This is a genomic window from Terrisporobacter muris (assembly GCF_024621905.1).
GTDB classification, from domain to species: domain Bacteria; phylum Bacillota; class Clostridia; order Peptostreptococcales; family Peptostreptococcaceae; genus Terrisporobacter; species Terrisporobacter muris.
In genome coordinates this window covers 1-5,554 of record NZ_JANKBY010000250.1, presented here as the reverse complement: position 1 = coordinate 5,554, position 5,554 = coordinate 1, and the positions used below count along the sequence as shown (strand labels likewise).

The 5,554-nt window shown below is 25.7% G+C and carries 7 protein-coding genes; 3 read left to right on the top strand and 4 right to left on the bottom strand.

Annotated features, from left to right (window positions below):
- Positions 1-155: 155 nt before the first annotated feature.
- Positions 156-998, bottom strand: coding sequence for an IS3 family transposase (locus NSA58_RS15140; protein WP_257560652.1), 843 nt, complete (start codon positions 996-998; stop codon positions 156-158).
- 35 nt (positions 999-1,033) lie between these two features.
- Positions 1,034-1,348 carry a transposase gene (locus NSA58_RS15135; protein WP_257560651.1) on the bottom strand — a complete coding sequence of 105 codons (315 nt, stop codon included), beginning with the start codon at positions 1,346-1,348 and terminating at the stop codon, positions 1,034-1,036.
- A 228-nt stretch (positions 1,349-1,576) separates the two neighbouring features.
- Here NSA58_RS15135 and NSA58_RS15130 point away from each other — a divergent pair.
- The 3 genes from NSA58_RS15130 (at position 1,577) to NSA58_RS15120 (ending at position 3,633) form a co-directional block, all read left to right on the top strand.
- A protein-coding gene (locus tag NSA58_RS15130) for an IS3 family transposase (protein ID WP_257560650.1) occupies positions 1,577-2,700 on the top strand; the annotation gives its coding sequence in 2 pieces (ribosomal slippage) (positions 1,577-1,811 and positions 1,811-2,700; 1,125 coding nt in all).
- Positions 2,701-3,011: 311 nt separating this feature from the next.
- Positions 3,012-3,206 carry a zinc ribbon domain-containing protein gene (locus tag NSA58_RS15125; RefSeq protein ID WP_257560649.1) on the top strand — a complete coding sequence of 65 codons (195 nt, stop codon included), beginning with the start codon at positions 3,012-3,014 and terminating at the stop codon, positions 3,204-3,206.
- Between the two features lie 235 nt (positions 3,207-3,441).
- Entirely contained in the window at positions 3,442-3,633 is a 192-nt protein-coding gene (locus tag NSA58_RS15120) for a DUF6897 domain-containing protein (RefSeq protein WP_257560648.1), read from the top strand.
- 205 nt (positions 3,634-3,838) lie between these two features.
- Here NSA58_RS15120 and NSA58_RS15115 read toward each other — a convergent pair whose 3' ends face one another.
- Positions 3,839-4,711 carry an S-4TM family putative pore-forming effector gene (locus NSA58_RS15115; RefSeq protein ID WP_257560647.1) on the bottom strand — a complete coding sequence of 291 codons (873 nt, stop codon included), beginning with the start codon at positions 4,709-4,711 and terminating at the stop codon, positions 3,839-3,841.
- Positions 4,704-5,273 (bottom strand): nucleotidyltransferase family protein, encoded by a 570-nt coding sequence (locus NSA58_RS15110; RefSeq protein WP_257560646.1) that lies wholly within the window; start codon positions 5,271-5,273, stop codon positions 4,704-4,706. The genes NSA58_RS15115 and NSA58_RS15110 overlap by 8 nt, the downstream gene beginning before the upstream one ends.
- Positions 5,274-5,554 lie beyond the last annotated feature (281 nt).

Sequence of the window (5,554 nt, the reverse complement as noted above, 5' to 3'; positions counted from 1 at the left end):
TATATTTTTAATAAAAAGTCCAAGAATTTATATTATCTATTGGACTTTTATTTTATTGAGAATAATATATTTATCATTTTTAGAAAAATATAAGGTATAGATTTAATTGAACTGATACCTAAAAAGTAGACTATTTCAAATAAGATAGCTCTAAGCTAAGCCGCACACTTATATTCTATAGGTGTGCGGTATTTTAATTTAGATTGTATCCTAACATTGTTATACCAATATATATAATTGTGAACAGCTATTTCTAATTCATCTTTTGAATTATATGAATTTAAATAAATGGCTTCACTTTTAAGATGCCCAAAAAAGTTTTCTATTGAAGCATTATCATAGCAATTTCCTCTTCTAGACATACTTTGTAATATATTATTCTTCTTTAAAAGGTTTTTATAATCACAACAAGTATAGTGAACGCCTTGGTCACTATGTATTATTAACCCAGCCCTCTCTTTATCTGAAAGCGGTTTTATAGCCTTATTTATTGTATTCAAAACAAACCTCATATCTAAAGTAGAACTCATTTCATATGATACTATTTCATTATTATACAAATCTTTTATAGCAGATAAATATACTCTTTGGCGAGATTTCCCATAGTATAAATACGTTATATCTGTAACCCACTTTTTGTTTGGATGATCACTTTTAAAATCTCGATTAAGTATATTAGGCTCTATTTTATCTGCTATAATATCTTTTGGTAATATGTATCTAAATCTCTTTTTGCGTATTACAGATTTAATTTTTAATGATCTCATTAATCTGATTACTTTTTTATGATTAATATTAAGGTTATATTTCTTTAAAAGCGTAGCTTTAATACGTCTATATCCATAAACTTTATTAGATTTGTTATATATTTCTAATATCTTTTGTTTTACTCCATAATCCCTATCGGGAGATGTTTGTCTTGAAATCCACTTGTAATATCCACTTCGAGAAACACCGATTATTGAACATAAAAAACTTATAGTATATTTATTTTTCATAGAATGAATAATACTGTACTTGTCAGGTTTACATATCACAACCTTTCTAGATTTAACAACTTTTTTAGATACTCATTTTCGGCTTTTAACTTTAATATTTCTTCGTCTTTAGTCATTTCTTTTGTTCTAGGCCTACCTTTAGTAGGTCCTTTAAAACTTCCCCTTTGTTCTCTAAGAGATTCTTCACCATAGTTTCTATACTTTTTACACCATTTAATTATCATCTGTTCATGCACTCTGAACTCTTCTGCAACTCTTTTATATGAAATACCATCGTCAATATGTCTTTTAACAGCTAACAATTTATATTCAGAACTATATGTTTTTCTTACTTTACCTTCTTTTATCAAAAAAATCACCCCATTTAGTAGAATTCTACAGTATCTTATTTACTATGTCTACTAAATGGGGTGCAGTTCAAAGTTCTATAACTTATTTCCGGATTTCAAGGTATCATTCGGCATTGTAGATTCATTTGGAAGTGCTCACGAGAATAAAGATGATGTTAGTATAAGTATATAGACACAATTAATCGAACTAATTATAATAGAAGTAGATTAGAAAGGACGTGTCTAAAAATGGCAAGATATACAGAAGAATTTAAAAATACAATTATAGAATTATATAAATCAGGAAAATCATTAGCAGTATTACATAGCGAGTATGGCATACCAAAGTCAACAATATCTACATGGATAAAAGATAACTCTCCAGTTTCTTCAAATTCAGAAGATGAAATCACATTAAAAGAGTTAAGAGCTCTTAAAAGAGAGTTCTCTCAAATTAAGGAAGAAAATGAAATTTTAAAAAAGGCTATGGCCATACTTGCAAAGAAGTAGAATCTATTGTAAACCTGATTGATGAATTAAAGGTAAATCATAAAGTTGCATTATTGTGTAAAGTGTTAGGTATTCCAAGAAGTACGTACTATTCTTTTAGGTACAAAAAACCTAGTAAAATAGCTGTTGAAAGAGAAATTTTAAAGCAAGAAATTAAGTCTATTTATGATGATAGTAATGGTATTTATGGTGCTCCTAAAATTCATAAAATACTATCTAAAAAATTCGATGTAAGTATAAAAAGAGTACAAAGAATTATGAGTGAATTAGGGTTAAAATCAGTGATAGTAAAAAAGTTTAAGCACCATACTACCAAAGTAAAAATAGAAGATAAAGATAATATTTTAAATCAAGATTTTTCAACAAACACTATAAATGAGAAGTGGGTTGGAGATATCACTTACATACACACAATAAAAGATGGCTGGTGTTATTTAGCATCAGTCATGGATTTACATACAAAAAAGATAGTAGGCTACGCCTTTGATAAGAATATGACAACTGATCTAATAATAAGATCCTTAGATAATGCAGTTATAGTTCAAAAGCCCGACGATGTCCTTATATTTCATTCTGATTTAGGTTCGCAATATACGAGCTCTGATTTTAGTAACTATACATCAAAAAATAAAATGATTCAGTCATTTAGTAAAAAAGGATGTCCTTATGATAATGCCTGTATAGAATCTTTTCATGCCATTTTAAAGAAGGAAGAAGTTTATAGAGTTAAGTATTTTGATTTTGAATCTGCAAAACTGAAGTTATTTGAATATATAGAAGGTTGGTACAATAGGAAAAGAATTCATGGAAGTATTGGTTTTATATCTCCAAATGAATGCGAAAAAATAGCTAGAGCAAGTTAAAAATTCAATTATTTGTGTCTAAAATATTGACGTAGATCCAAGAAGAAAAAATACAAGTATTAGAATCGAAAATAGAGACTATAGAGAATAAATTAAATAATTATAATTCGAGAAATATAAAAAAGTTTGAAGGAAAAACAGTATCAAGATGTTATAGGCTTTATGAAGAAGTGCAAAAAGAGTTTAGTAAATTTTGCAAAGAAAATTCAAATTATAAGGTACAAGATATATTATCTATGGCATTATATGAGTATATGAAAAATCAAAAGTAATTAAATGATTATAGTAGTTAAATTTAGGAGGAATAGTTTTTGGAATGTTTAAGATGTAAAACAGAATTAAAATATTTAAAAGAATATAGATTTGATTCTCAAGAAGCAAATCGAGGTTTGTTTAAAGCTATTTTTGATGTAGAGGAACATTTAATTTTTAAAATTTATGTATGCCCTAAGTGTAAACATACTGAATTTATATATTCGGGAGCATCTACTTGGGTTGATATGTAAGCTAAAAGCAATTAAATTAAGATAATAATTATAAATATGAAGTTTAACAAATTTTAAATTATAGATTTTACAATATTTTTAATATATTGTGAAGTATAAGGATAGGAGCTATGATCCTATTTTTTTAGGTTAAATAAAAAATGAGATAAAAGATAATGTAAATGTAGTTATATAACAATTAAAAAAGTTTAATGAAATGTTCTTTATAAATACTTTAAGTCGAGAGGAGAAAAAATTGAGTAAGTTATTTTTAGATTTGGTAGGACAAGAGTGTAAAATTATTTTTTTGGGTGGTTTAGCAGAAGTTAAAGGTATTATTTTAGATATAGATGATAATTGGGTTAAATTAAAACTTAGAAAAAAAGATAAAGTAAGGCTTATTAAATTAAGATTTGTATCAAGTATTCTTTTAAAGGAAAATACATAAAAAATGTAATTAATATAGATATAAATAAAGTGAAAAGACTAAATCAATTAATATATATCGAATTTACAAAAATTAATTAAAGTTTCATAGAAAACGAATAAATAAAGAAAGAGTGAACGTAAAGAAATATAGTAATTTCAATACCTTCACTCTTTTTTTATCTAACTAGTTCCTAAACCTAAATTTAAAGACATCTTTACTCAATTTAATTATCCCTATCATAATTTGAATGTAATTTGATTGATTTTAATTTGTGTATAAGTGAAGGAACATTTAAATAAGACTTTCTTCTTGAAAAAATTTTTGATTGTAAATTTTCTAGAAAATCTGTATTTATAGATTCTAAATTAACTGAAGCAGATATCATAGAATCTATTTCAATATTATGGGTAGTAAATTTCTTTGTCATAGATAATTCGTTTTTTAGAAGATCAAAAATAGAAAAAGATGAAATTATACCTAACACAAAACTATTTACTCCTTGGTTCCAATATAAAATTAAAAATATTATTCCAATAAAAATACATAATGTATTTAATATGTTTTTATAGCATTTAATTAAATATTTATCCCAATATATATTTTGCTTCTGACATTTTAATATTGATTCATCAACTGTCAAATTAGAATAAATTTTTGTATACCAATCTTTAACACCATTAGGCTTATCAGTACCACTATTACTTATCTCAACTAAATACTTTTGAGGATATTTTTCTTTTAAATCTTTTGCAACTGATATAAGTTCAGATGCAGTATGGTTTTCTAAAAATCTACTTTCAATTTTAAAACCATACAGTTTACGGTCAATTAGTTCTTGAGTAGATGATGCTAAGTCATTAAATTTACATGAAAGATTTTTTAAATATTTAGAGGACAACGCAATTATGAAAATGAAAATTAAAAATTGATCTTTATATAAATCAGTTGTTTTAGAGACTATCCCCAGTAAAAAATTAATTATAGCTAGAAGCAATGTAAAATATTTAGTTGTTTTAGCTTTATTATATAAAGTTTTTTGAGAAAAAAGAAGAAGTAAGTTTTCTTCTTTATTTTGGTCAACACTAATATTATTCATAATCTGGGAAGTCACCACCTAACACTTCTTTCCATTTTTTAAAGCATTCTTCCATATCTGTTGATTCAAGTTCACGTGCCTTTACGGCTAAATTGTAATACTTATCAATAGAGGAAGATATATTGAGTTTTTCATAATAAGTATAATTATTTAAATTACCTTGTATTCCTTTTAAATCTGTTACGTTATTAAATATAGCTGATTTTAAATAAAATAAAACTGATTTAAATTCAATATCAACATAAGTGCCACAAGTTTTCTGAGGTTGATTGTAAAAATTTATAATCATAGTTTCAAGTAGATATGAAGAGTCTATACCTATGGACTTCTCTCTATTCCAGTATTTTACTAGTCTTATTACATTAAGTAGGTTTCCATCTAAATTTTGGTTTAAAGTTGTGATATTATCTCTATCAATTCTAGGATCAGTTTTTTTCCAATAACCTTTACCATCAGGTATTATATAATAACTTTTTCCTTGTGAATTTTCAGAAGTTAAAAAACATGGAACTATATCGAAGTTCCATTCGTATGAGCTAAGTTTTAATGTTAGAGCCTCCATATTTTTATGTGTTTCAGCATTTGAATATTGAGGAACAGAATCTATATATTTTTTAAATCTATTTATAACTTTTGTTGAATTCAGTCTATTACTGTTATCATGACATAATCCTTTTAGTGTGGCATAAGAATCAGGTACATTAAGCTCAATATTTTTGCACTCATTGTAGCTGCACCTGATTTAGCTATTTTACTCATAGTCAAAGTACCAGTTGTATCACATAGTAAACCTAACCAAAATATAATAACATGATTTTTATTAAGACTCTTAGCTCTTCTTTC